At 52.4% G+C, this 20,927-nt stretch carries 20 protein-coding genes; 4 read left to right on the top strand and 16 right to left on the bottom strand.

The window, feature by feature from the left end; translation table 11 throughout:
• The first annotated feature begins 25 nt into the window (after positions 1-25).
• The 3 genes from ACJJID_RS18540 (at position 26) to ACJJID_RS18530 (ending at position 3,765) form a co-directional block, all read left to right on the top strand.
• Positions 26-1,396 carry a uroporphyrinogen-III C-methyltransferase gene (locus tag ACJJID_RS18540; RefSeq protein WP_444920737.1) on the top strand — a complete coding sequence of 457 codons (1,371 nt, stop codon included), beginning with the start codon at positions 26-28 and terminating at the stop codon, positions 1,394-1,396.
• Positions 1,393-2,643 (top strand): heme biosynthesis HemY N-terminal domain-containing protein, encoded by a 1,251-nt coding sequence (locus ACJJID_RS18535; protein WP_444920736.1) that lies wholly within the window; start codon positions 1,393-1,395, stop codon positions 2,641-2,643. The genes ACJJID_RS18540 and ACJJID_RS18535 overlap by 4 nt, the downstream gene beginning before the upstream one ends.
• Before the next feature lie 93 nt (positions 2,644-2,736).
• The gene (locus ACJJID_RS18530; RefSeq protein ID WP_444920735.1) at positions 2,737-3,765 is read left to right on the top strand and encodes an alpha/beta fold hydrolase; all 1,029 of its coding nucleotides are present in this window, start codon (positions 2,737-2,739) and stop codon (positions 3,763-3,765) included.
• 310 nt (positions 3,766-4,075) lie between these two features.
• Here the strand turns inward: ACJJID_RS18530 and ACJJID_RS18525 are convergent, their stop codons facing one another.
• From ACJJID_RS18525 to proC, 15 genes are all read right to left on the bottom strand, one after another.
• A complete protein-coding gene (locus ACJJID_RS18525) occupies positions 4,076-4,405 on the bottom strand; it encodes a hypothetical protein (RefSeq protein ID WP_152450647.1) in 330 nt (109 codons plus the stop codon).
• Between the two features lie 293 nt (positions 4,406-4,698).
• A complete protein-coding gene (locus ACJJID_RS18520) occupies positions 4,699-5,211 on the bottom strand; it encodes a hypothetical protein (RefSeq protein ID WP_444920734.1) in 513 nt (170 codons plus the stop codon).
• A gap of 434 nt (positions 5,212-5,645) precedes the next feature.
• Positions 5,646-5,942 (bottom strand): serine hydrolase, encoded by a 297-nt coding sequence (locus ACJJID_RS18515; RefSeq protein ID WP_444920733.1) that lies wholly within the window; start codon positions 5,940-5,942, stop codon positions 5,646-5,648.
• Positions 5,943-6,099: 157 nt separating this feature from the next.
• Positions 6,100-7,566 carry a 4-hydroxy-3-polyprenylbenzoate decarboxylase gene (ubiD, locus tag ACJJID_RS18510; protein WP_444920732.1) on the bottom strand — a complete coding sequence of 489 codons (1,467 nt, stop codon included), beginning with the start codon at positions 7,564-7,566 and terminating at the stop codon, positions 6,100-6,102.
• Positions 7,567-7,723: 157 nt separating this feature from the next.
• Positions 7,724-7,993 carry an RNA recognition motif domain-containing protein gene (locus ACJJID_RS18505; RefSeq protein WP_020413665.1) on the bottom strand — a complete coding sequence of 90 codons (270 nt, stop codon included), beginning with the start codon at positions 7,991-7,993 and terminating at the stop codon, positions 7,724-7,726.
• 269 nt (positions 7,994-8,262) lie between these two features.
• Positions 8,263-9,522, bottom strand: a complete 1,260-nt coding sequence (gene rho, locus ACJJID_RS18500; protein WP_444920731.1) for a transcription termination factor Rho — start codon at positions 9,520-9,522, stop codon at positions 8,263-8,265.
• A 374-nt stretch (positions 9,523-9,896) separates the two neighbouring features.
• Entirely contained in the window at positions 9,897-10,226 is a 330-nt protein-coding gene (trxA, locus tag ACJJID_RS18495; RefSeq protein WP_444920730.1) for a thioredoxin TrxA, read from the bottom strand.
• 143 nt (positions 10,227-10,369) lie between these two features.
• A complete protein-coding gene (hemW, locus tag ACJJID_RS18490) occupies positions 10,370-11,584 on the bottom strand; it encodes a radical SAM family heme chaperone HemW (RefSeq protein WP_444920729.1) in 1,215 nt (404 codons plus the stop codon).
• Positions 11,574-12,194 (bottom strand): RdgB/HAM1 family non-canonical purine NTP pyrophosphatase, encoded by a 621-nt coding sequence (rdgB, locus tag ACJJID_RS18485; RefSeq protein ID WP_444920728.1) that lies wholly within the window; start codon positions 12,192-12,194, stop codon positions 11,574-11,576. Before rdgB ends, hemW begins: the two co-directional genes overlap by 11 nt.
• 129 nt (positions 12,195-12,323) lie before the next feature.
• Complete coding sequence (locus tag ACJJID_RS18480; protein WP_152450631.1) at positions 12,324-12,767, bottom strand: DUF4426 domain-containing protein; 444 nt, start codon at positions 12,765-12,767, stop codon at positions 12,324-12,326.
• Positions 12,768-12,902: 135 nt separating this feature from the next.
• Complete coding sequence (metW, locus tag ACJJID_RS18475) at positions 12,903-13,493, bottom strand: methionine biosynthesis protein MetW (protein WP_444920727.1); 591 nt, start codon at positions 13,491-13,493, stop codon at positions 12,903-12,905.
• Positions 13,484-14,689: a homoserine O-succinyltransferase MetX gene (gene metX / locus ACJJID_RS18470; RefSeq protein ID WP_444920726.1), complete on the bottom strand. Its 1,206-nt coding sequence runs from the start codon at positions 14,687-14,689 to the stop codon at positions 13,484-13,486. The genes metW and metX overlap by 10 nt, the downstream gene beginning before the upstream one ends.
• Positions 14,690-14,791: 102 nt before the next feature.
• Positions 14,792-16,759: a dynamin family protein gene (locus ACJJID_RS18465; protein ID WP_444920725.1), complete on the bottom strand. Its 1,968-nt coding sequence runs from the start codon at positions 16,757-16,759 to the stop codon at positions 14,792-14,794.
• A 150-nt stretch (positions 16,760-16,909) separates the two neighbouring features.
• On the bottom strand, positions 16,910-17,518 hold the full coding sequence (locus ACJJID_RS18460; protein ID WP_152450623.1) for a YggT family protein: 609 nt from the start codon (positions 17,516-17,518) through the stop codon (positions 16,910-16,912).
• 63 nt (positions 17,519-17,581) lie between these two features.
• Positions 17,582-18,415: a pyrroline-5-carboxylate reductase gene (gene proC, locus ACJJID_RS18455; RefSeq protein ID WP_444920724.1), complete on the bottom strand. Its 834-nt coding sequence runs from the start codon at positions 18,413-18,415 to the stop codon at positions 17,582-17,584.
• A gap of 141 nt (positions 18,416-18,556) precedes the next feature.
• Between proC and ACJJID_RS18450 the strand changes: the two genes are divergently transcribed.
• Positions 18,557-20,560 carry an alpha/beta fold hydrolase gene (locus ACJJID_RS18450; RefSeq protein WP_444920723.1) on the top strand — a complete coding sequence of 668 codons (2,004 nt, stop codon included), beginning with the start codon at positions 18,557-18,559 and terminating at the stop codon, positions 20,558-20,560.
• Positions 20,561-20,619: 59 nt separating this feature from the next.
• Here ACJJID_RS18450 and ACJJID_RS18445 read toward each other — a convergent pair whose 3' ends face one another.
• The gene (locus ACJJID_RS18445; RefSeq protein WP_444920722.1) at positions 20,620-20,904 is read right to left on the bottom strand and encodes a hypothetical protein; all 285 of its coding nucleotides are present in this window, start codon (positions 20,902-20,904) and stop codon (positions 20,620-20,622) included.
• Between the last annotated feature and the right edge of the window lie 23 nt (positions 20,905-20,927).

Here is a 20,927-nt window from a genome sequence, read left to right as displayed (position 1 = left end):
CGACGACAATAACCAGCTGCACTCCATGCCCATGACCAACGAAAAACCCAAGGATAACTCCGCCTCCCCGGCGAACGAACTCACCTCCGATACACTGGCCAAGGGGGAGAGCAAGAGTAATTTTGCCAAGGCAGCACAGGGCAAAAACGATAAGACTTCTATGGAGGCTATGCCTAAAAAAAGCGGCGGCCACTGGTGGTGGCTGGTCTTTATCCTTTTGCTCATCGCCCTGATCGCTTTTGCTTGGTACAGCTGGCCCCAACTGCGTAATCGCATCACTCAGCTGGACTTCTTCCCCACCAAACAGACTGTCTCCACCGAGAGAACTGAGCCTCAAAGCGAAGCCACAACATCAGACATTTCTGCAAGGCCAGATACCACTAGCCAAGCCGCAAAGGAAGCTATCCCAGCTACTTCGACGGCCCCACAACCGACAGCCGAGTCCCGCCCTCCTGTAGAACCCCAGCAAGCAGAAGTTCCAGAACACTCTCCACAAAGCCAGCAATTGGATCAACTTCAGCAGGCAGATATTGCTCTACGCAATCAAATTCAGTTGCAAGCCCGCACTATCGCACAACTGCAGCAACAGCTAGCGGGCATGCAGCGCAGTCTCACCGCACAGGGCAACCGCCTCAGCGAGCTGGGAAACGTGAGCCGTGAGGATTGGCAGCTGGCCGAGGCCGACTATTTGTTGCGTATGGCCAATCAGCGCCTGATGCTGGAAGACAATAGCCGCGCCGCCCTGGGTCTAGTCGAAAAGGTCGATACTATTTTGCGCCAGGTAAACCTTCCCGACCTATACGGAGTACGCCAGCAACTGGCACGGGATATTACCGCTCTAAAACTGGTGGAAAATGTCGACCGGGAGGGGCTCTACTTGCGCCTGCGCGCCCTGGAAGAACAGTTGATTCACGCCTCAATCCAACCAAAATTTGATATGGCCCAGCCTCAGAAGGAAGAAACAAAAGCAGAGCCCTCTCAGGAAAACCAATCCCCGTGGGAGCGCAGTTGGCAGCATTTTACCGCCTTCCTACGCGACTCTGTTCGCCCCATCGACGGCGATATCAACCCGGTAATGCTCTCCCCACAAAGCGAAACCCGCTTTCGCCAAACTTTGCGTCTCAACATGGAGCAGGCACAGCTGGCCCTGTTGCGCGGCGACTCTACCGTTTACAAAGACGCTTTGGAGAGTGCCCGCGAGTTGCTCCTGACCTATGGCACTGCCAATGCCCAGCGCAACGCACTGGCACAACAATTGGCAGAACTCAGTGAACAGCCCATTCAAGCCCAAATGCCAGACTTAAATGCCTCACAGGTCGCCCTTTACAATTACATCGAGCGGCTTCACAAAACCTCCGGGCATGATGCCGGTACGGCGGAGGAGATCACCCAGTGAGGAAAGTGCTTTTTGCTGTGGTTGCCCTGCTACTTCTCGGCGCTCTGCTGCCGCAGATCAACCAAAATTATCCGGGGTACCTGGTGATCGGCTTCGGCGGCGAGTTGAACAAAGGGTATGAGATGAACCTTTGGTTCGCGATAGTCGCACTCGTTGCCCTGTTACTCGCCATATTTGTTCTCACCTGGATAGCCCGCAGCCTGTTTCGCGCTGTACGTGGCAGCGTCGACCGCCTGCGCTTCGGCCGCCAAAGAGTCGCTCGCCGACGCCTCACCAGTGGTCTAGTGGAATTTATGGAGGGCAACTGGTCTAGAGCACGTCGGCAACTCCTGAAAAGCGCACCGCGCTCAGAAGCGCCGCTGATTAATTACCTGGCCGCCGCACGCAGTGCTCACGAACTGGGGTTTCGCGAGGAGGCAAACGAGTTACTGGCAAAAGCTGAGGCCTGCGGGGAAGACACCCGCCTGGCAGTGGCCTTGAGCCAGGCCCGTATGCAGCTGCAGGACAAGCACTACGAACAGTGTATCGCCAGTCTCAAGCGCGCTAAACAGTTGGAGCCGAAACATCCGGCCCTCCTGCAAATGCTCAAACAGGCCTACTACTCTCTGGGTGACTGGAGCAGCTTGAGAGAGCTGCTACCTGAGTTGGAAAAAAATGCCAATATGCCCGAGGAAGACCTGCAAAAACTGGAGCGGGAAGTCTACGAACATCAGCTCAACGAAGCCGCCAATCGCAACGATAGAGAGAAACTACACAATATCTGGCACGGCCTGAATGGCCGCTGGCAGCGCAATGTAGAGCTTCGTAGCCTTTACGCTCGCCTGTTGCATCAAAGTGGCGATGATGCCGAAGCAGAAAAGCACCTGCGTTGGTTGCTTAACCGCGAGTGGGCTCCCAAGCTGGCCAGCCTGTATGGCCGCCTCACTGGAGCAGATGCCGCTGCACAGCTCTCCGCCGCAGAGGGCTGGCTCAAGGAGTACGGTGAGAGCGCCGACCTACTCACCTGCCTCGGACGCCTGAGCATGCGCAATGAGCTGTGGGGCAAGGCACAACAGTATTTCGAGAAAAGCCTGTTACTGCGCCAGGATCCTGCAACTTCTGCAGAATTGGCGCGACTGTTCCAGGCTCTCGGTGAAAAAGACAAGGCCGCGCGCCTCTTTGAGGAGGGACTATTACAGGCAGTTCCAGACCTACCTCCTGTACCCATACCCAGCCAGGACAAACCCCTGCTAGGAGTGCATGCCTAATTGGTTTTCTTGTGGCCCAGATAGCCTGGGCCCTTTCCCCTTAACACTCTTTGGCCCATAGTGAGCTTCCGCATCCGTTTTGAAGCTTGCTCCATGACAACGCCACAACAGTGCCTCTCAGCTATCACCATAATCTTTTCGATTCTCTTATCGAAATTTACGCTAGCCGCTGTTCCTCCTATTCAGCCACAGGATAAATTGCTGAGCGGCTACGAGTATCCCTATCCAGTTAAGACTTGGGGGCTTTCCAAATTAGGGCAACCTGCCACTATGGTTTATATGGATGTTCCCTCAGGCACATCGGCACCTGCCAGGGGCACAGTGTTACTTCTACATGGCAAGAATTTTTCCGCCGCCTACTGGAAAGACAGCATCGTCGCACTCACGGAGCAGGGTTACCGGGTGATTGCACCGGACCAAATCGGCTTCGGCAAATCGGATAAACCATTAATGCAGTACAACCTGCACGGTATGGCCGCAGATACCAAAGCACTACTCAACAAACTGAAAGTGGATCGAGTATCTGTGGTTGGCCATTCCATGGGGGGCATGCTGGCGACACGCATCTCTCTTATGTACCCAGAGATGGTAGAGAAGCTCGTTTTGATTAACCCTATCGGTCTGGAGGATTGGAAACGCCTTGTGCCCTATGAGCCACTGGAAAAGGCGATACTCAGGGAGCAGGCACAGACGCCGGAAGGGATTAAGAACTACATGTCTAGGGCCTATTTTGATGGGAAATGGCAGGAATCCTACAACCCACTACTGGATATCCAGGCGGGATGGACTCTGGGTCCAGACTCTAACCATATAGCCAAGATTGATGCCCTCACCTCAGAAATGGTATTTACTCAACCGGTTTTGTATGAGTTTGAAGACCTTAAAGCACCCACTCTCCTGATTATCGGTACTCGGGATCGCACCGCGATTGGCCGCGCCCGCGCCGCTGAACCTATCAAAAAAAATCTGGGGCGTTACGATCTGTTGGGTAAAAAGACAGCCGCCATGATTCCCGATGCGAAGCTCATAGAGCTCGATGGTGTCGGGCACTTGCCACAGTTCGAAGTTTTCAATGATTATTTCAAGGCCCTAAGCCAATTCCTGAATGAAGAAGACCTGTAAAGCTCCAATTCATTCAACCCTTGAAAGCCTGCTATTAATCCGGCTTCACCCATACAAGTACAAAAGCAGGGTAAGAATATTTTAACAAACTACAGCTAAACCCTTTCCACAAAGAGTCTTCTTTAGACTTGCACGAGTAATTCCCAACTCGCACGGTTAGGCTTGAAGCTGAAATACAGGAGGGCAAACTTAAGGAAAGGCCTCTACAGTCGAGACAAATGACACGGATCAGGTACAGGAAGAGCTCTCGAACAAAACTCACTAAGCAGTACCTGATCCAGATAAATCAGAAACACGGCGACCGGGAAGATTAGATATTTGCAAACATACCGGCAAAAAGTAACATGGCTAAAAAAGTGATAACCCCCTGCAGAATGGCAATAATAATCCCTTTTAAAAACCCTGTTCCCAGTACCAACATGTAAGCGATTGCTGCCAATGGAATAGTCAAAAGAATCCCAGCACTGTCACTGACACCGGGCAGCATCCCACCCACAATCCGCTGTACAATCAACGCCAGTAAAAGTGCAAACAGACAGTGAAAAACCCCAGTATTTCTTGCCCCCATCATGGCAGCAGCCATCTTTAATGGCAGAACCAAAACCGCTACCATAATGATTACAAAAAGAATCAACTCCATTTTTCACCCCTCCCTCATATTGTAGTTATTTGGCCTAATCCCCAAGGCCAACACGATGCAAAATGTATATCGGCGTTTAGAACCAAATAAAAATGTCACCTAATGTTAATTTTTATGACTTTTTGCATAATTAACCGGCAACCAACATAGCATCGAAGTATAGATGACATTACATCATACTATTTAAGCTACATCTCGTTGAGTTAGCTACAAAAAAAGCTGACAGGAAAATCATTGCCAGCTTTAATCCAGAATAGGGTAGATTGATATGCAGAAAATATAGATTTGACAGCTTATTTGCGCACTAGGCGAATGCTTGAGGGCTTTATCTCTCCATTTTCCATATAGCTTTCTGTGCGAAGGATCCTGTCGTCCTCTAACCATTCGAAAGCCAAGCTATGCTGATGGTCCTCTTCTAAGCCCTCGAGGTTAGTAGCATCCTTAAAAGAAAACTCAATCTGCCCACTCTCATCACTTGAAGTAAGCTGCAAACGAGGCTGGTTTCCCTGAGGACAATAGTGGGTTGCCAATAAGTGGCCTTTATCCATGTGATAGATAGTCAGTGAATGAGATTCCCCTTTATACAACCAATTCTCCACCATAACGGTATCTCTAGCCGTCTGAGAAAAGTTAATATGGAAATTCCCGGCAGTGTCTCCTGCTTTTTTCCAATCTCCTTGAAGTGATTTTATTCGCTCGAATACTTCCCCACTCGTCAGATTGAGATCCCCTGCATTCACTGCCAACGAAAAACAGCATAAGGTAATTGAAAAACAATTAATAAAAGCTTTTTTTACTCTAATCATAATAGGCACTCCGTTTCCTAAAAAATAGATATTGATATTCTCCAGAACCCTTGAAATCATCTCAAAAAATCATCTGTATATTTTTAGAGGTATCCTCTCCCCCTTGGATTATTCTCTACATTTCATAATTATTATATTTTCATTAAGCGTTTGGCAATACGCCTCATCGCACCGGCAGATTAACTATCCAAATCACGATTCATCAGGATAATAAAGCCACCCCTACGATTTGGCTCAAAATACATAGCAGTACCCCCAGATCTGACCCCATATTCGCAACAATCCCATTGTGATCTCTCCAAAAAAATGCTGGGAATCAGAAACCGACTTGCACAACTGTAAACGAAACATTTCCTGTTACATTGCGTCAGACAAGAACTTCGCTAAAGACCTGTCACGGTTATGAAAGAGTGCCAGTAGGAAATCACTGGGGTCTACAATACTATCGATGCAATATTAAAAGGGGTTTCTAGGATAACTGTCTTACCAGATTCTACGTCCACCATTCCATAGAATTGCTGGAAAACAGGCCTACCGTCTTTTATTCTTAAGACGGCCATACCAGGAATGGCTGCCTCTCTCATAATTGCGGGCATAAATTCTTCTATATTGGCAATTTCGTCGCTTTTCTCCTGCTGACTTGGCAATATAGTCAAAATCCGAAAACGCCAACAATGATTAGGCCGACGGCAAAAAATACTCTCATTTAACTCTCCCTCAAAATCAATCAAAGACTGTAATAAAGCCGATACTGGAATCCGACGTAATCAGCCTTATCAATTGATGCTGAAGGAGGGAGAAAATGATTAACTGCAGGAAATCATAAACCAGAGCGCCTCTTGGGACGCTCTATGGGAGAAAGAATAAAATAAAGTTCTGGGACTGTAATTATTCCAGACCCAGCTTGGACCAAATTTCATCGACCTTTTGGACCACCCGAGGGTCTTTCTCGATAGGATTGCCCCACTCTCTATTGGTTTCTCCCTGCCATTTATTGGTGGCATCAAAACCAATTTTCGAACCCAATCCAGAGACCGGCGAGGCAAAATCCAGATAATCAATCGGGGTATTTTCCACCATTACCGTATCACGCGCAGGGTCCATACGGGTGGTCATGGCCCAGATAACATCTTTCCAGTCCCTTGCATTGACATCATCATCGGTGACGATAACAAATTTGGTATACATAAATTGACGCAGGAAAGACCAGACTCCCATCATCACCCGCTTGGCATGGCCGGGATACTGCTTTTTCATGGTCACAATAGCGAGCCGGTAAGAGCAGCCTTCGGGCGGCAAATAGAAATCGACAATTTCTGGAAATTGCTTTTGTAAAATGGGCACAAATACTTCATTGAGCGCCTCCCCCAGGATTGCCGGTTCGTCTGGCGGGCGTCCCGTGTAAGTGCTGTGATAAATAGGCTTTTTACGATGGGTAATTTTCTCTACGGTAAACACCGGGAAACTATCCACCTCATTGTAATAACCAGTGTGATCTCCATAGGGGCCTTCATCGGCCATATCATCGGGATAGATAAAACCTTCCAACACATATTCAGCACTGGCTGGAACCTGTAGGTCACTGAGCAGGGCGCCAGTCACTTCGGTTTTATCGCCTCGTAACAGACCGGCAAAGGCATATTCAGAGAGGGTATCCGGGACTGGGGTAACGGCTCCCAATATAGTTGCCGGATCTGCACCGAGTGCAACAGCCACTGGGTAGGGCTCCCCAGGGTGCTTCTGGCACCAATCGCGGTAGTCCAGAGCGCCACCCCGATGGCTGAGCCAACGCATGATGAGGCGGTTTTTGCCGATCAACTGCATGCGATAAATACCCAAATTCTGCCGCTTTTTCTCAGGGCCACGGGTAATCACTAGAGGCCAGGTCACCAGGGGAGCAGCATCTCCCGGCCAGCAGGTTTGGATGGGCAGTTTGGTGAGGTCTACCTGAGCTTTATCCAGGACGACCTGTTGACAGGCTGCTCCCTTGACCACCTTGGGCCCCATATTGAGCACCTGCTTGAAAACCGGTAGTTTTTCCCAGGCATCGCGTAAATTTTCTGGCGGCTGTGGCTCCTTGAGAAAAGCGAGCAGCTCGCCGACCTCGCGCAATTCATCAATATGCTCACGCCCCATCCCCAGCGCTACGCGCTCGGTAGTACCAAACAGATTGGCCAGTACCGGGGTGTCGAAGCCTATGGGATTTTCAAATAGCAATGCCGGCCCCCCCGAGCGCAATACGCGATCAGAGATTTCCGTCATTTCCAATTTGGGGTCTACGGGGAATTTAATTCGCTTGAGTTGGCCGCGCTTTTCCAATAACTGGATAAAATCACGCAGGTCTTTGTATTTCATGGTCTGCCGGTCGAGAAGAAAAATCCAACGCGCAGTGTAAAACAGAAATTACAAAATAGGGAATGGCCCCCTGTAGAAGGGTGCTAAAAATAAGAGGGGAAGAAACGGCCCGCAAACTATTAGCAGCGGGCCGAAAAAATCTTAAGCTAGCCCTAGCTTAGAAGCGGGGGCGACGCGGGCGATCTTCGCGAGGCTTAGCTTCGTTCACGCGGATGTTACGGCCAGACAGAGGCTGGTCGTTCATCTCTTCGATCGCTTTGCGCGCTTCGTCGTCGTTAGGCATTTCTACGAAACCGAAGCCCTTAGAGCGGCCAGTCTCACGGTCAGTAATTACAGTAGCCCGAGAGATTTCTCCGAATGCGCCGAAAGCTTCGTGCAGGTCGTCAGAGGTTACCGCGTAGGCCAGATTTCCGATATAGATATTCACAAAAGGTTCTCACTAGATGTGTGGGCTGTCGTGCAGTCACAAATGAATAACCAGCTCCACCAGATTATCCATTTGAGATTGACCCTTTTACGGAGTTACCCCTGGGTCAATTCTTTCGGGCGCTTACTATAAATCTCATACCCAGCGCCACGATGTGGAACTTTATATGCCTTATAGCTCGCCTTTTCAACTTTAATTCGCGCAAATAATCAATTTGTACGAATCTGAATATAAAAGGCGCCGATGTAGGCGCCTTTTATATAAAAAAATTATTTCCGTTTCATGGACAGGAAGAATTCGTCATTTGTCTTGAAATCTTTCAACTTGTCCACTAGGAACTCGGTTGCCGCAACATCTTCCATATCGTGTAGCAGCTTGCGCAAGATCCATACCCGCTGCAGCTCACCCTCAGGCATCAGCAGCTCTTCACGTCGGGTTCCTGAGCGTCGTACATTAATTGCCGGGTAAACACGTTTTTCAGCGATCTTGCGATCCAGCTGCAATTCCATATTACCCGTGCCTTTAAATTCCTCGAAAATCACTTCGTCCATCTTCGAACCGGTATCGATCAGTGCAGTAGCAATAATAGACAGACTTCCGCCTTCTTCAATATTTCGTGCGGCACCGAAGAAACGCTTGGGCCTTTCGAGAGCGTGGGCATCCACACCACCGGTCAAAACCTTACCGGAACTGGGCACCGTGGTGTTGTAAGCACGAGCTAGACGGGTGATAGAGTCGAGCAGGATCACCACGTCTTTCTTGTGCTCTACTAGGCGCTTGGCTTTTTCGATAACCATTTCGGCAACCTGAACATGGCGTGCCGGCGGCTCGTCAAATGTGGAGGCAACCACTTCGCCGCGCACCGAGCGCTGCATTTCGGTAACCTCTTCCGGGCGTTCATCGATCAGCAAGACAATAAGGTGGCATTCCGGATTGTTGCGCGTAATAGCCTGGGCCATATTCTGCAACATAATCGTTTTACCGGCTTTTGGCGGCGCCACAATCAATCCCCGTTGCCCCTTACCGATTGGTGCAACCAGATCGATAATACGGCCGATCAGGTCTTCGGAAGAGCCATTGCCACATTCCAGAGTTAAGCGATCGTTGGGAAAAAGCGGGGTGAGGTTTTCGAAAAGAATCTTATTGCGAGCATTTTCCGGTTTATCGAAATTAATTTCGTTAACCTTTAATAGAGCGAAATATCTCTCACCCTCTTTTGGCGGGCGAATTTTTCCAGAAATTGAGTCACCCGTGCGCAAATTAAATCGACGAATCTGGCTGGGAGAAACATAGATATCGTCCGGACCCGCGAGATAGGAGGAATCAGCGGAACGCAAAAATCCAAAACCATCCTGAAGGATTTCCAATACGCCGTCACCGTAAATATCTTCACCGCTTTTGGCGTGGCGTTTGAGAATATTGAAAATAATATCCTGTTTACGCGACCGAGCCAGGTTTTCCAGGCCCATGCCTTTGGCTATTTCAATCAACTCTTCAATGGGTTTGGTTTTTAATTCGGAGAGATTCATACCAATTGCTTATTAAGGTTTCTGTTGTCATTGGCGCGGACACGCCGGAAATAATTTGAGGAGGGGTTTTGAAAAATCAGAGATTTGCTCGTCTATTTGCCCGGTACTCCAGGACTCCATGCCTTTCAAAAGCGTAATACTCATTGGCTTTAGCTTTCCAGCGTTAAACGCTACAGGGAAAGCCGTCTCAATTAAGCTCAATTCGAGGAATAAATACGCCGGGAATGGTCAGGGACCTATGGGGGGGCGTTTTCTTCAGCTGGTCTTCACTGGATTCTCAGCTGACTGAACTATTACAGAATTACAGCCAGTATAACGGCTGTTTCTCATCCTGCAAAGAAATTTGCCTCCTTTGCAGGATGAATTAACCGGGATTACAGCTGGCTGTCGATAAACTCGGTTAACTGAGCGCGAGACAGGGCGCCAACCTTGGTACCTTCCACATTGCCGCCTTTAAACAGCAACAGGGTGGGAATACCGCGCACATTGTACTTCGCCGGGGTTTCCTTGTTGGCATCCACGTCAACTTTGACGATTTTCAGCTTTTCGCCATAGTGACCCACGAGGTCTTCCAGGACCGGAGCGATCATTTTGCACGGGCCGCACCATTGCGCCCAAAAGTCCACCAGCACTGGGCCTTCAGCTTTGAGGACCTCAGCTTCGAACTCAGCGTCGGTTACGTTGATGATTGCGTGCTCGCTCATATTGCTTTCCTGTTCTTTAGTTACTCGATGCGGGGACACCGCGGGCGCATCATCTCACGATGCCGGCTGTGGGAATACAGCTGTACTGCGCCGGTCAGCCCAGAGTTTGGGGCATCAATCCCGTTTTCAAGCCCGGCTCGACATCAGGCCTGTTCCAAAAAGCGCTGTAGAATCTCATCAAGATAGTCAAATCCAAAAGCGCTGGCAGCGATGCGCGTTTCCAGTGGCTGTACTAGGTCCATGGCCATCAGGCCCGACCAGTGACGCTCTAAGACCTCCAATGATAGGCCGGTATAGCGCTCAAAAGTACCCACCGGAACGCCCTCCACCAGGCGAAGGGCGTTCATCAGGAATTCCAGGGGCAAATCGCTAGCTTCGATCGGATCAGTATGGGGTTCAGACAGTGCCCGGTGTAGCAGCTCTTCCCCCTGGGGCCCGATCAATAAGTAATCTCTTGGAGTGCGCGTGCGTCGACTGCGCAGTATCCGACCCTCTGCAGGCAAACTGACCTTGCCGTGGGCTCCGGCACCGATACCCAGATAATCACCAAACCCCCAGTAATTGACATTGTGACGCGACTCCAAACCCCTGCCACTGTAGGCGGACACCTCATAGCGAAAGTATCCCTCCGAAGCCAGGTATTCGCGACCTTGGCTCTGCATACTGGCAATCAGCTGTGATCCCGGAGTCGAGGGGGGAGCGCTGTAGAACGTCGTATTGGGCTCAATGGTCAATTGATACCAGGAGATATGCTCCGGCGCCAGGGAGACCGCGCGTTGAAGATCCTCCAGTGCCTCGGCTTCAGTCTGCCCGGGAAGGCCGTGCATAAGATCGAGGTTGATATTGTCGAAGCCGGCCCGCCGTGCCATCCGTAGGGCCTCACTGGCCTCTTCGCCACTGTGGATACGGCCCAGGTTGTGCAACTGGCTATTGTCAAAACTCTGCACACCAATCGAAAGTCGGTTGACCCCTGCAGACCGATAGCCGGTGAACTTTGCTTGCTCGAAAGTGCCTGGGTTTGCCTCCAGGGTAATTTCAATATTTTCGCTGAAACCCACCAACTCCTCGGCCATCACCAGGATTTGGCCGATCGCCTCTGGAGAGAACAGGCTCGGGGTACCACCACCAAAGAAAATAGACTGGAGCTTGCGCCCCTGTACCCAGGGCAACTGACTAATCAAATCTCGGCGCAACTGTGCCACATAGTCCGCCTGCGGTAGGGCATATTCCGTATCCGTGTGATCCCTAGAGGCCTGATGGGAATTGAAGTCACAGTAGGGACATTTGCGCACACACCAGGGGATATGTACGTAGAGGCTGAGTGGCGGCAGCTGCAGACCGCAGTTACTATTTGGCAAGGTCGGTACCCAACATGGTTTCACGCCACATCAATTCAAACGCCGCCACTGCCTGAGCGCGGTGGCTGATACGGTTTTTCAGCTCTCTCGGCATCTGTGCAGAAGTCATACCCTCGCTATCCACGAAGAACAGCGGATCGTAGCCAAAGCCCTGTTCACCGGCAGGCTCGTCGAGTATTCGGCCGCGCCATTGAGCGCTGCACACCAGGGGTACGGGATCATCGAAACTGCGTACAAAGGCCAGGGCACAATGGAAGCTGGCACTACGGCGCGCCTCTTCAACGCCATTTAAAGCCTCAAGCAGTTTGCTGTTATTGCGTGCATCCGTGGCCCCCTCGCCGGAAAATCGCGCCGAATAGATACCCGGCGTACCACCGAGCGCATCCACCGCCAATCCAGAGTCATCGGCCAACGCAGGAAGGCCACTGATCCGGCTGGCATGGCGCGCCTTGATCAAAGCATTTTCAATGAAGCTGAGACCGGTCTCCTCCGCATCGCTTACGCCGAACTCAGATTGGGGCAGGACCTCGATATCCCAGCTGTTGAAGAGTTGGGAAAACTCGCGCAATTTGCCGGCGTTACCGCTGGCTAGAACAATTCTTTTTAACATGCCGTATCAAATAAAAACGGGCTCTGGGCCCGCAAAGGATTCACTTTAAAAGAGATCCCCCTCTGATGGCGCCGCTGGCAGCCGTACAAACTAGAGAGGGCCACTCACTCGGATCACTCGCAACAGCCGCTAGAGTTTGCGGCGAAAGGAAATCGTCTCTTTCTTGCCATTCGGTAGGGTCACATCCACGTTGAACGTGAGAGTCTCCTCATTCTCATAGCGCAAGGGCGCCAGGTAGTAGACCGCATCGCCTTCACGAATTTCTTTAAACTTCAGCGGTCGCGACTGCTGAATCAGGTTTGTCGCATTGCCGGACATCTCCGCGCTGAGGCCCTTAGTACCACCATCTTTTTTCACCACAGAGACATTGACGTAAGCGCGGTCTTTAGCCCTCACCAGCTGGTACTGCTGGGCGATATCCGGCTGGATAAAGTCGCTGTTGAACACCGAGAAAATCACCCGGTAATCTCCGAAGTCCTCGTAATTCTTAATAACGCGGGCCTGTTGTGCCATGGCACCAGCGGCCAGAAAGAATAGCGCCAGAGCGGCAGCGACATTAACGATGCGGTTCACGGGTCACCTCCAATTGTTATGGGCGCCTTTCAACTGAATAACCGGGCAGACCCGGCTGTTTGGCCAGAGCGATAACCACCCCTATCAGCAGTTTGCCCCAGAGACCCGGAACAAAAACTTGGCGCAGATATTAGTTTAGCGAGTCAGGTGGTATATCGCGGTCTCACCGAATAAATTTGGCAAAAAGTCTTTAAAGGCTACCCCTAATTTCGACTCAGATACTACCTGGCGGTGCAAAATAGTCCAATCGTTCTGCCGGCATAGCACCTCAAAGTCCCTGAAAGTACAAAAGTGAATATTAGGTGTGTCATACCACTCGAATGGTAATAGATCGGATACCGGCATACGCCCGGAAAAAGCCAAGTGCCAGCGGGCCTTCCACTGGCCAAAGTTGGGGAAGGTGATAATGCAGTCGCGCCCAACCCGTAACATTTCACCCACCACCAGGTGCGGGTGCCTCAGAGTTTGCAGGGCCTGGGTCATCACCACAGTATCGAAACTGGCATCAGCAAAATTGGTAAGCCCCGCATCCAGGTTTTGCTCAACCACATTAACGCCACGCTGCACACAACGGTGTATCTGCTCTGGATCTATCTCCAGACCATAACCCACAACATTTTTGTTCTGTTGAAGCTGCTGCAGCAATTCGCCATCACCACAGCCCAGGTCGAGAACCCGGCTTGCGGGCGCTATCCATTCCTGAATTACATTGAGATCTATACGCATACTGGCTGCCCTACTTCATACTCCAAGGCAACACGTTGCATGTAGGCACGAAAGACGCCCTCATAACGCTTGTTTGGCAACAGGAAGGCATCGTGCCCCATGGCGGACTCTATTTCTGCATAACTCACCGCTCGATTGGCATGCATTAACGCATCGGCAATTTCCCGCGAGCGGCTTGGGGCAAAGCGCCAGTCCGAGGTAAAGGAAATCAATAAGAAGCGACAGCGCGCATGGGAAAAGGCGGCTACCGGATCGTCGTTATACTCCCGTGCGAGGTCGAAATAATCCAGCGCGCGGGTCATAAGGACATAAGTATTGGGATCAAAACTGCTGGAAAAACTATCACCCTGGTAGCGTAAATAGCTCTGGATCTGGAATTCAACTTCCTCGTCGTTACCCTGCTGAAAACTACCGGAGCGCAGTTCGCGACCAAATTTATGCGCCAAGCCATCGTCGGAAAGATAGGTAATGTGACCTATCATACGCGCGACGGCCAGGCCTCCGCGGGGCAGTTTACCTTCCTCCAGGTAGCGCCCTGCACAGAAATCCGGGTCCGAGGTTATCGCTTGACGCGCGGTCTCATTGAAAGCGATATTCTGCGCCGAGAGTTTCATCGCCGAAGCAATCACTACACAGTGGCGCAAACGCTCCGGGTACTCCAAAGACCAGCGCATCGCCTGCATCCCCCCCAGACTGCCACCAATTACCGCAGCCCACTGCTCTATACCAAGCGCATCTGCCAGGCGGGCTTGGCTGTGCACCCAGTCGCGCACCCGCAAGGAGGGAAAATCCGGGCCCCAGGGTTTACCCGTAGCCGGATTGATAGAAACAGGGCCGGTGGAGCCGTGGCAGCCACCGAGGTTATTGACCGCCACCACGAAAAATCTATTAGTGTCGATGGGCTTGCCGGGACCGATATAGTGGTCCCACCACCCTGGGCGCTTGTCCTCGGGGCTGTGTCTGCCTGCGGCGTGGTGGTGACCGGACAGCGCATGACAAATCAATACCGCATTGGTTTTTTCGACATTCAATTCGCCATAGGTTTCATAGACCAGGGTGTAGTCCTGTAAAACACGCCCGCAAGCCAACTGCAGAGGTTCACAAAACTTGTGGCTCTTTGCTGTTACAAGACCTACAGAGCCCTCTTCAGCGGTCTTTGGTGCCTCGCAGGAGGCGCTGGGGTTTTCCGTGGACAAAGTAATAATTTCTGTGGGTTATTTGGCGGTCGGCTATTGCCTCTGCAGCAAGTGTACGAGAGTGCTGCAACTTATGACAATTGCCAACCGCCAGCGAGGACCTTAAGTCGTGAGGGCCGGCTTCAGCGGGGTGACATTGTGCGCGCGAGGCGCCGGTGCCAAAGGCTGTGGCGCCGAGGTGTTGTGACGCAGTAAATCCTCCAGCCCCGACAGGGCCCGGTCATTGCGCAGCACTTCATCCTCAAGTGTGCGCAAATCCGTGTGCCGGCTCCGCGTCTTCTGCTTTAACTCGGTCAGCTTGATCAAGTGGCGGTTCAGCAGGTGTTTTTGATATTGGGTATGCTGCTTGAGTGGCTCCAGGGCCTGCTCCAGCCAGTTTTCCGCCGCCTTGCCCATCTCTGTATAGAGACGCCCTACCTCGCTGGCCAGTGTAGTGATAAAGCGCTCACTCAAACGATTGCGCCGCGCCAACAAAAGCTGCGGAGAGCGCCGCAACTGGGCCGCTTGGCGGTGCAGGCCGCGCAAGGTCATACGGAATTGGCGAATGGTGAAGTATTGCTCGACACTGTCCACCTTCTTCAGGCTGGAGCGCTCAAAAATCGCATCCAGCAGACGGTTTGCCTGATCTACTGCCCGCTCTAGATTGGCAAGCTGACAATCGACACCCTCCATAAAGGTGTCTATAGCCTTGGCGAGACCCATTGGTGTCCAGCGTTTATGCAGCGCTTTACTGGTTTCATCGATCAATAGTTGTAACTGCTGCAAAGTTATAGGCGCTAGCAGCGAAGTGCTCTGCCGCATCAGCATACGCTGACTGGATTTTAGGGTGAGCAACTCTTGATGGCAGAGCTTGTGCTGTTCGCGCACAGTCTGCTGTAGCTGATCCAGCTCGGCCAATTGTTCTTCGGTGCTGGCACTATTGCGCTGCAAATGCATCAGCGCCGCACGGCCGCTATTGAGACGGCGCTTGAGCAAATCGCGGGTATCCGCCATCAAGGTCAGGGCTTGGTGCAGCGAACGGTGTTCCGCCACTTTTTGACGGTGCTCCAGCAAACGCTGAACCAGCAGCTTCTCAAAATCGGTAAAACAGCTCTTACGCAGTAGTTCAATATCTTGCTGCTGGCGCGCCAGCAGGGCCATTTTTGCCGAGACCCCAGCGACACTTTCCTGCGGAAGTGACAGCAATTTAGCAACCTGGGAACGCATGCGCCGCAGTAGTTGTTGCGCATCTTCGTCTGGGTCATCCCAGAGCACATCCATCTTATTCAGCAGCGCCATAACCGCGGTGCCGCGATGTTCGCGCAGGGGAGCCAGGTGGGTCTCCCACATATTCATATCGGTGCCACTGACACCGGCATCGGCGGCCAGCAAGAATGCCACGGCCTGGGCACCGGGCAGCGTGCTGAGGGTCAACTCCGGCTCATTGCCCAGGGCGTTGAGCCCCGGTGTATCAATAATCCGCAGCCCCTGATCCAGAAGTGGGTGTGGCAGGCAGATCAATGCGTACCGCCAGGCGGGAATTTCTACCAAGTTGCCTTTGTCATCCAGGTGACGGCGATCGAAGCCATAACGCGCGGCCTCCTCCGGCAATACCGACTTGGTGGCGGCCACTTTTAACAGCGCTTCGCGGGTCGCCTCGGGGTTGTTGGCGTCGAACTCGTGCGTGACCCACTTCTGCGGAATTCGCCGGAAGCTCTCGAGGCTGGTATTGGTCGCCAGGGTCTCTATAGGCAACAGGCGCAGGCTGGCGCGCTCCCCGCCATCGCTAAAGATCTCCGTCGGGCACATGGTGGTGCGACCGGGCTTCGAGGGCAGCAGACGCTGGCCGTAGGTCTGCGCCAACAGTGCGTTAATCAGCTCGGTTTTGCCGCGGGAAAATTCGCCGACAAATACCAGAGTGAACTGATCGTCGGTCAGTAGCGCTCGGGCCTGCTGCACAACCTGGCAGGCGCCGGCAGAGTTGGGGAAATGTTGCTGTAACCACTGACTGAACTGGGCGAACTGCCGATCCAGGTTCTTCTTCCAGCGGTCGTATTCAGAGATATGTTGGCGTAGGAGTGCGTCTTCCATTTCACAGTGTTCTTGTTATTTATACTCTGCAGGCTACCGGCCCAGGCCACGCAAAGTAGAGACGGGCCGGTAATCGTTAGTATAAAAGTCTAACACTGCGCCAGATGCGATCCAGTGCGCGTGGTGGAAGAAAAGCGCTCAGTCACCGATTTAAAAACCGGGAATATGCCAGAAGAGGCTGTAAACGAAGCGCGGCATATTGGCCATACCGGCAAAGCCCAGTAGTAACTTATCCGCCACCGTGAGCAGGATAAACACGAAGATAGGGCTGATATCGATCACCCCCAAAGGTGGGATCAGGCGGCGTATCGGTGCGCAGAAGGGCTCCAGCAGCTGGCGCAATAGCATCAGCGCCGGATGGCTGCTCTGCGGAGCAATCCAGCTGAACACGATAGAGATCAACATGCCCACAAACACCACCGCAATCACGGTAGCCACACAGCCGATCAGAGACCAAAGCAGTGCGCTCAGGGGATTAAACAGGCCAAAACCGGCAAACGCCCCGCAAACCAAAATCATTACCAGCCCGACAAGCAGGGCGAGTACCACCGAAGCCATATCCACACCGAAAAGACCCGGAACCACTTTGCGCAGAGGCAGTAGCAGTGGGTTGGTGACCTTCACAATGCCCTGGGAAATCGGGTTATAGAAATCCGCACGAGCCAACTGCAGCAAGAATCGCATCAACACTGCAAAAAGGTAGAGGATACCCAGGGTAGCCACCAGGAAAACGCCGATGTTGCTAAAGGTACTTGTCATTGAAAATCCCTAAAGAGTGATTAACTCGCGGCGCAGCCTGCACCATTTATTGTGTTGATTAGTTTATTGGTCCAGTTCGCGAGCCATCTCTGCAGCGCGCTCGGCGCAATCACGCATGGCATCGGCCACTAACTGCGGCAGGCCGCCCTGTTCAAAGCGCTGCACAGCGCGCTCGGTGGTACCACCCGGCGACATCACATTGCGCTTCAACTGGGCTACATCGACATCACTGGTCATGGCCAGTTTGGCGGCGCCCAGTGCAGTTTGCAACACGAGGCGCTCGGCGTCAGCGCGGGCAAAGCCACTGGCCGCGGAGGCGTCGATCATCGCCTCCATAAACTGAAAGAAATACGCCGGCGCCGACCCTGCTACAGCGATCACCTGGTCGATGCCCTCTTCCTTATCCACCCACAGGGAGATACCCACTGCGTTGACTATGCGCTCAGTAATGGCGCGATGCTCCGCAGTTACCGCCTCATCGGCAAACAACCCAGTCACCCCACTCTGCACTAGAGCCGGTGTATTGGGCATAGCCCGAACAATCGGCAGATGCTCCCCCAGCCAACGCTGATAGGCAGCCAAGGGGATACCTGCGGCCAGAGTAATAATCAGCGGTTTACGTCCTTTCAGGTGGGGGCGCAAATCCATGCACAGATCGCGCATCACCTGGGGCTTTACCGACAGAACAATCACATCCGCTTCATCAATCGCAGCAATATTATCATCGTGCGCCACCACGCCATGACGCTTAGCAAAGGCCTCGAGTTTCAGTAGGTCGCGCCCGGTAGCCACAATCCTATCCGCCGGATATCCCGCCGCCAGCAGGCCACCGATTACCGCACCGGCCATATTTCCGGCACCGCCAATAAAAACAATTTTGGGATTTGTTGCAGTCACTTGGGTTACCTCGGCGAGTGTTCGCCTCATTCTCTGTGAGTTTACTGGCTGTTATACCCCGGAGGGATTCCGATAATATGTGGTCGCTCAATTCCAATAACAAGAGACGCGCGCCCCAGCGCGCTAGCCAAGGAGAACACTATGTTGAAATGGCGCTATTTGGTCACCGCCGCAATGCTCAGTGCGGCTACTGTTGCCCATGGGGTGGAGACCCGCACCGAGAACAATGGCCAACTGCAGTTACAGGACATTCCCCCAATCCCAGCGAACCTGGTGGAAGAACTCGACCGCTACCAGAATGTACGCTCAGCCAGTTTCCGTGGCTGGGATATGGAAGGCAGCGGTATGTATATCAGTACCCGTTTTGGGGAAGTGGACCAGCTGCACAAGGTAGAGCGCCCCGGCGGTACCCGTCGACAACTGACTTTTTTTGATGAGCCTATCGGGGAAGTGCTTACCCGCCCCCAGCATCGGCAGCTGGCTTACACCATGGATGCCGGCGGCAACGAGTATGCGCAGGTTTTCCTGTTCGACAGCGCCAGCGGTAAGAGCAAAATGCTCAGCGACGGCGAATCGCGCAATGGCGTCATTCTTTGGAATAAACAGGGTTCAGCCCTCGCTTACCAGAGCACTCGTCGCGACGGCAGAGCCAATGATATCTGGCTAACCACTTTCGACGGCAACAAAGATGAAGATCGCCTGATCCTAAAATCGGAGGATGGCAGCTGGTGGGGGCCCACTGACTTCTCTCAATCCGGCAGCCAGCTGCTGGTTCTGCAATATGTTTCCTCCACCCGTTCCAAGGTTCACTTATTGGAACTGGATAGTGGCGAAATAACATTGCTCTCCGGTGATGATGAAAAAGACTCTCGTAACTTTCCCGCCGGTTTTAGCTACGACGACCGCTCCATATACCTGGTTAGCGATAAAAATGGCGAATTTACCCAGCTGATCCGCAAAGACCTGGCCAGTGGTGATGAGAAGGTCATTACCGCTGATATTCCCTGGGATATTAGTAGCTTTGTCCTTAGTGAAGACGGCCGCCGCGGCGCTTTTGTGGCGAATGAAAATGGTATGTCTGCCCTATACCTGTACAACCCGCGCAATGATCGCTACCGCAAAGTCGAAACACTACCTATCGGCGTGATCGGCGCAACCGAATTTAATCCCAGTGGCGATAGGCTGGCATTATCACTGAACACCCCCAAAACCCCCACCGATACCTTTGTACTGGAGCTGGGCCGCCGGCCTCTATCCAGTGGCGACCTCACCCGTTGGACCTTCAGTGAAGTGGGCGGTCTGGATACCGAGCAGTTTATCGAGCCCGAGCTGGTACACTACCCCACTTTCGATCAGGTAAACGGCGAGCCGCGCAAGATTCCCGCCTTCGTCTACAAGCCCCGCGATATAAAGGCGCCTGTGCCGGTCATCATCTCTATTCACGGCGGCCCCGAAGCTCAGTACCGCCCATTGTTTTCCAGCAAATACCAACTGTGGTTGAAAAAATTGGGTGCCGCGGTAATAGCCCCTAATGTGCGCGGTTCCGCCGGTTACGGGAAAAGTTATCTGGCCATGGACAACGGCTACAAGCGTGAAGATTCGGTGAAAGATATTGGCGCGTTACTGGACTGGATCGCCACCCAGCCGGACCTGGATGCCAAGCGGGTCGCCGTCTTCGGCGGTAGCTACGGCGGCTATATGGTATTGGCCAGCAGCGTCCACTATTCGGATCGCCTGAAAGCAGCCGTGGATATTGTCGGCATCTCCAATTTCGTCACCTTCCTCACCAATACCAAGAGTTATCGCCGGGACCTGCGCCGCGTGGAATACGGTGACGAACGCGATCCGCAGGTGCGCGAATTCCTGGAAAGCATCAGCCCCAACAACCATGTGGAAAAAATCCAGGTACCCATGTTTGTGGTGCAGGGTCAAAACGACCCCCGCGTTCCCGTCACAGAAGCGGAACAGATCGTGACGGCACTGCGAGAAAACGGCAATCAGGTTTGGTATATGAATGCGTTAAATGAGGGGCACGGCTACCGCAAAAAGGAGAACAATGATGTCTTCACCCAGGCTACCGCGTTGTTTTTTGCCGAACACTTGCTCGACGAAACACAGAAGGAAAAACTGACTTTAGTTGAGTAGTGCCAAAGGCTATTCTAAATCGTAATGTTTAATAAGCGGCCTTAAGGGCCGTTTATTTTTTAAGGCTTCAATCTTAATGTTTCCACAACTGCGATCAGGTTGAGCGCTATGGCCAGTATCCACAGCCAGTGCCGGCTCTCAGGCCACAGGGCCTGGGAGATGGTGCGGTCTAGAAAACTGGTGATTAAAGTGACCTTAGGTAGCGCAAAGGAAAGCAGACAAAGAAAAGCCAACCACTCCAAGGCCACCCAGGTCACCAGCAGGGTGTGCGCGATAGATAGGGAAATCACTGCGCATAGCGTCAACCCCAGCAATATCACTTCGAGTGTCCCTGAGCGTTTCATTGGTCTCTTACACTTTCCCCACG

The organism is Microbulbifer sp. CnH-101-G (assembly GCF_052466775.1).
The sequence above is the reverse complement of the archived record's forward strand: the minus strand, read 5'-3'. Positions and strand labels throughout refer to the sequence as shown.

What these genes read in the sequence shown, in the direction of transcription:
- ACJJID_RS18540 (WP_444920737.1), top strand. Translation starts at nt 26, where the DNA reads ATGCCCATGACCAACGAAAAACCCAAGGATAACTCCGCCTCCCCGGCG.
- ACJJID_RS18530 (WP_444920735.1), top strand. Translation starts at nt 2,737, where the DNA reads ATGACAACGCCACAACAGTGCCTCTCAGCTATCACCATAATCTTTTCG.
- ACJJID_RS18525 (WP_152450647.1), bottom strand. Translation starts at nt 4,405, where the DNA reads ATGGAGTTGATTCTTTTTGTAATCATTATGGTAGCGGTTTTGGTTCTG.
- ACJJID_RS18520 (WP_444920734.1), bottom strand. Translation starts at nt 5,211, where the DNA reads ATGATTAGAGTAAAAAAAGCTTTTATTAATTGTTTTTCAATTACCTTA.
- ubiD (WP_444920732.1), bottom strand. Translation starts at nt 7,566, where the DNA reads ATGAAATACAAAGACCTGCGTGATTTTATCCAGTTATTGGAAAAGCGC.
- rho (WP_444920731.1), bottom strand. Translation starts at nt 9,522, where the DNA reads ATGAATCTCTCCGAATTAAAAACCAAACCCATTGAAGAGTTGATTGAA.
- trxA (WP_444920730.1), bottom strand. Translation starts at nt 10,226, where the DNA reads ATGAGCGAGCACGCAATCATCAACGTAACCGACGCTGAGTTCGAAGCT.
- rdgB (WP_444920728.1), bottom strand. Translation starts at nt 12,194, where the DNA reads ATGTTAAAAAGAATTGTTCTAGCCAGCGGTAACGCCGGCAAATTGCGC.
- metW (WP_444920727.1), bottom strand. Translation starts at nt 13,493, where the DNA reads ATGCGTATAGATCTCAATGTAATTCAGGAATGGATAGCGCCCGCAAGC.
- ACJJID_RS18465 (WP_444920725.1), bottom strand. Translation starts at nt 16,759, where the DNA reads ATGGAAGACGCACTCCTACGCCAACATATCTCTGAATACGACCGCTGG.
- ACJJID_RS18460 (WP_152450623.1), bottom strand. Translation starts at nt 17,518, where the DNA reads ATGACAAGTACCTTTAGCAACATCGGCGTTTTCCTGGTGGCTACCCTG.
- ACJJID_RS18450 (WP_444920723.1), top strand. Translation starts at nt 18,557, where the DNA reads ATGTTGAAATGGCGCTATTTGGTCACCGCCGCAATGCTCAGTGCGGCT.
- ACJJID_RS18445 (WP_444920722.1), bottom strand. Translation starts at nt 20,904, where the DNA reads ATGAAACGCTCAGGGACACTCGAAGTGATATTGCTGGGGTTGACGCTA.